The 4,172-nt window shown below is 43.3% G+C and carries 3 protein-coding genes; 2 read left to right on the top strand and 1 reads right to left on the bottom strand.

Annotation, left to right across the window (positions count from 1 at the left end; translation table 11 throughout):
* The coding region (locus AACY61_RS09715) for a TonB-dependent receptor (RefSeq protein WP_339611376.1) at positions 1-1,906 on the top strand (1,906 nt) is incomplete at its 5' end.
* A gap of 180 nt (positions 1,907-2,086) precedes the next feature.
* Complete coding sequence (locus AACY61_RS09710) at positions 2,087-2,437, top strand: heavy-metal-associated domain-containing protein (RefSeq protein ID WP_339611375.1); 351 nt, start codon at positions 2,087-2,089, stop codon at positions 2,435-2,437.
* 108 nt (positions 2,438-2,545) lie between these two features.
* On the opposite strand, the gene groL is transcribed toward AACY61_RS09710, so the two are convergent.
* Positions 2,546-4,171: a chaperonin GroEL gene (gene groL / locus AACY61_RS09705; protein WP_339611374.1), complete on the bottom strand. Its 1,626-nt coding sequence runs from the start codon at positions 4,169-4,171 to the stop codon at positions 2,546-2,548.
* Between the last annotated feature and the right edge of the window lies 1 nt (position 4,172).

The following is a 4,172-nucleotide window of genomic DNA, read 5'->3' as shown; positions in this document are numbered from 1 at the left end:
AACGGCCTTTCGTTCCTATTTACAGGCACAAAACGTCACCAATGTAAGCAGTGCCGAATTACTAAAGGCAGCTTGCTGCAACCTTGCCGAAAGCTTTGAAACCAACCCGTCCATCGATGTCAATTTTCCCGACGCCCTCACCGGTAATCGCCAGATTAAAATGCTGGGATTGACCAGCCCCTATACGTTGATAGCTGTAGAAAACATACCTACCATTCGCGGGGTATCACAAGCATACGGACTGAGTTTTATCCCCGGGACCTGGGTGGAAAGCATACAGATTTCAAAAGGCGCCGGTAGCGTGATCAATGGCTATGAAAGCATCGCCGGGCAAATCAATGCCGAATTGCAAAAACCATCTACCGACGAACGCTTCTTCCTCAATGCATACGTTGGTGCAGACGGTCGGTTGGAACTCAATAACCATTTAAACTTTAAACTCAATAACAACTGGTACACAGGTTTGTACCTGCACGGAAACCTTCGGGAAACCAAAAATGATATGAATGACGATGGCTTTCTGGACAACCCCTTGCAACAACAACTCAATGTGATGAACCGCTGGCAGTACACCGATGAGGAAAAAGGATGGGTGGGCTTCTTGAACCTCCGGTTTTTGACAGACAACAAACAAACAGGACAGGTGGATTTCAATCGGGATACCGATAAATTGACCACCAATGCCTGGGGCGCCGAAATTGAAACCACCCGTGCCGAAGCTGTGTTGAAACTGGGCTATGTGTTCCCGGAAATCCCGTACCAGTCTATTGGGTTTCAAGGGGCTTTCAGTCACCATAAACAGGATTCCTATTTTGGGTTGAAAATCTATGACATACAGCACGAAAGTTTGTATTCCAATTTGAATTTCAACTCCATCATTGGCGATTCCCGACACAATTTTAAAACAGGCCTAAGTTTTACCTACGACCGTTATGACGAAAACGTCCTCACGGAAAACTATGATCGCACTGAAAATTCAGTAGGAGCTTTTTTTGAATATGCCTATGACAATCTCGGTGATTTGTTAATGACGGCCGGAGTTCGGGTAGACCACCACAATTTAATAGGCACATTTATCACGCCCCGTTTTCATATGCGCTATACCCCCTGGGAAAAATCGTCTTTAAAGGCCTCGTTTGGCAGGGGAGTAAGGGCACCCAGTATTTTTGCTGAAAACCAACAGCTTTTTGGTTCTTCGAGAGCGATTTCCATTTTGGATACCGGAGGTAATTTTTATGGTCTGGATGCTGAAGATGCCTGGAATTACGGTCTTTCTTTTATGCAGGGATTCCGGCTTTTCAATAGGGATGCTGACATCGTGTTTGATTTTTACCGCACCGATTTCCGCAACCAGGTGGTCGCCGACTGGGAAGACCCCCGGCAAATCCGTTTTTACAACCTGGAAGGGAAAAGTTATGCCAACAGCTTTCAAACGGAAGTGAATGTTAGCCCGGCAGAACGGGTGGATGTTAGGCTGTCTTACCGGTTGTTTGATGTGCAAACCGATTACCTGGAAGGAACATTACAAAAACCATTGACACCCAAACACCGCTTTTTTGCCAATGCCGCTTTTGAAACCAAGCTTACGGAAAAAGGGTCGCAGTGGCGTTTTGATGCGACTTACAATTGGTTGAGCCGGCAACGGTTTCCAAATTCCACCTCAAACCCTGAAACCTTTCGCCGAAACAAATTTACAGCCGAATTACAAACACTGAATGCTCAAATTACCAAAGTATTCAGTCCGAAGTTTGAGATCTATGCAGGCGGTGAAAACATTACCAATGTGAGACAAAATAATCCGATTATAGGAGCAGAGGATCCTTTCGGTGATTATTTTGACACGACTTTTGTTTATGGACCGGTTTTTGGAAGCATGTATTACGCCGGATTGCGGTGGAAACTTTAAAGTAGTGATGAGAGGTGAGTATGTGTAATACTAACTGGAATGTATTTATACTTTATGGCCCTTTGTGCTCCTTTGCGTAACTTTGTGGTATAGCTAAGAATCACTAATGAAAAGCTTTGGACCGTAAACTCAAGGCTTAAAGTTTGAAAATATTTTTAAATTTATAAAACAAAAAAGATTATGAGAAAAATTGTTTTAATTGTAGTTATAATGATGTTTGGAGTACAGCTTCAGGCGCAGGACAAAAATGCCAAAGCCACTATTGAAGTAGATGGCGTATGCATGATGTGTAAAGAACGCATTGAAAAAGCAGCCATCAAAACCAAAGGCGTAAAATCAGCGGTATGGGATGTACAAACCCATATGCTTTCCCTTATTTATGATGAGCGTAAAACAAGTTTGGATACCATTCACCAACGGGTAGCTGATGTGGGTCACGACACCGAAAAGATAACGGCAACAGAAAAAGCATATAACAGCATTCATGCTTGCTGTAAGTATCGGGATGAAGCAGTGGTTGATGAGCATTAAATAACTTTATTATCTATACTAAAAGAAAACGCCTCTTCAATTTTTGAAGAGGCGTTTTTTACAATATGATTTTATACTCCCCCTCTTTAGGAGGGGGCTGGGGGAGGACTACATCATTCCGGGCATACCACCGCCCATTCCGGCCGGCATTCCGCCACCGCCGTTTTCTTCTTTGATGTCAGTCAATGAACATTCTGTAGTTAAAATCATTCCGGCAACTGATGCGGCATTTTCCAATGCGATACGTGTTACCTTCTTAGGGTCAATGATTCCTGCTTTCAACATGTCTACATACGTGTCAGTCTTGGCATCAAAACCGTAATTTTTCTTGCCTTCCAGTACTTTTGCGATAACAACAGAACCTTCTCCACCGGCATTTTCAACAATGGTGCGTAAGGGTGATTCAATTGCTTTGGCTACAATCTGAACACCTGTGGTTTCGTCCAGGTTTTCAGTGGTTAACTTTTGTAATACAGCAATGGCTCTTACTAATGCAACACCACCACCGGCAACGATGCCTTCTTCCACGGCAGCTCTGGTAGCGTGAAGAGCGTCGTCTACACGGTCTTTTTTCTCTTTCATTTCCACTTCTGAAGCAGCACCTACATACAATACCGCAACACCACCGGCTAATTTAGCCAAACGTTCTTGTAGCTTTTCTTTGTCATAGTCGCTTGTAGTGGTTTCCATCTGTGCTTTTATTTCGTTTACACGCGCTTTGATGGCATCTTTACTACCGGCTCCATTAACGATGGTCGTATTATCCTTATCAAGAGTTACTGTTTCAGCAGTACCTAACATGTCTACAGTAGCATTTTCAAGAGTAAATCCTCTTTCTTCTGAAATTACAGTACCTCCGGTTAAGATAGCGATATCTTCCAGCATGGCTTTTCTTCTGTCACCAAAACCGGGCGCTTTTACAGCAGCTATTTTTAAGGAACCTCTTAGTTTGTTTACTACAAGTGTTGCCAGTGCTTCTCCATCAACATCTTCTGCAATGATAAGCAATGATTTGCCTTGCTGTGCCACCGGTTCTAAAACCGGAAGCAAATCTTTCATATTGGATATTTTTTTATCACAAAGAAGGATCATGGGGTTCTCCAGCTCAGCATTCATTTTTTCTGAATTGGTAACAAAGTAAGGGGAAAGGTAACCTCGGTCAAACTGCATACCTTCTACCACATCAACATAGGTTTCAGTTCCTTTGGCCTCCTCAACAGTGATGACACCTTCTTTTCCTACTTTATCAAATGCTTCAGCAATTAATTCGCCAATCACATCGTCGTTGTTTGCTGAAATAGAAGCGACCTGTTTTATCTTATCTGAAGAATTGCCCACTTTGGTGGTTTGCTTTTCAAGGTCCTTAACAATGGCTTCAACAGCTTTGTCAATGCCTCGTTTCAAATCCATAGGGTTGGCACCGGCTGCTACGTTTTTCAAACCTTCTTTTACGATGGCTTGCGCCAAAACAGTGGCAGTGGTTGTTCCGTCACCGGCAAGGTCGTTCGTTTTTGAAGCAACTTCTTTGACCATTTGAGCACCCATATTTTCAAGGGCATCTTCCAGTTCAATTTCTTTTGCAACGGTCACACCATCTTTGGTTACCTGTGGCGCGCCGAATGATTTACTGATAATTACGTTTCTTCCTTTTGGGCCTAAGGTTACTTTTACTGCATTGGCCAATGCATCCACACCGCGTTTCAATCCGTCGCGTGCTTCAATGTCATATTTTATA

Origin of the sequence: uncultured Planktosalinus sp. (assembly GCF_963973675.1) — a bacterium.
GTDB lineage: Bacteria > Bacteroidota > Bacteroidia > Flavobacteriales > Flavobacteriaceae > Planktosalinus.
Note: the sequence above shows the minus strand (reverse complement) of the source record. Positions and strands in the feature narration are given on the sequence as shown.

Coding starts and splice junctions, on each gene's coding strand:
- AACY61_RS09710 (WP_339611375.1), top strand. CDS start 2,087: ATGAGAAAAATTGTTTTAATTGTAGTTATAATGATGTTTGGAGTACAG.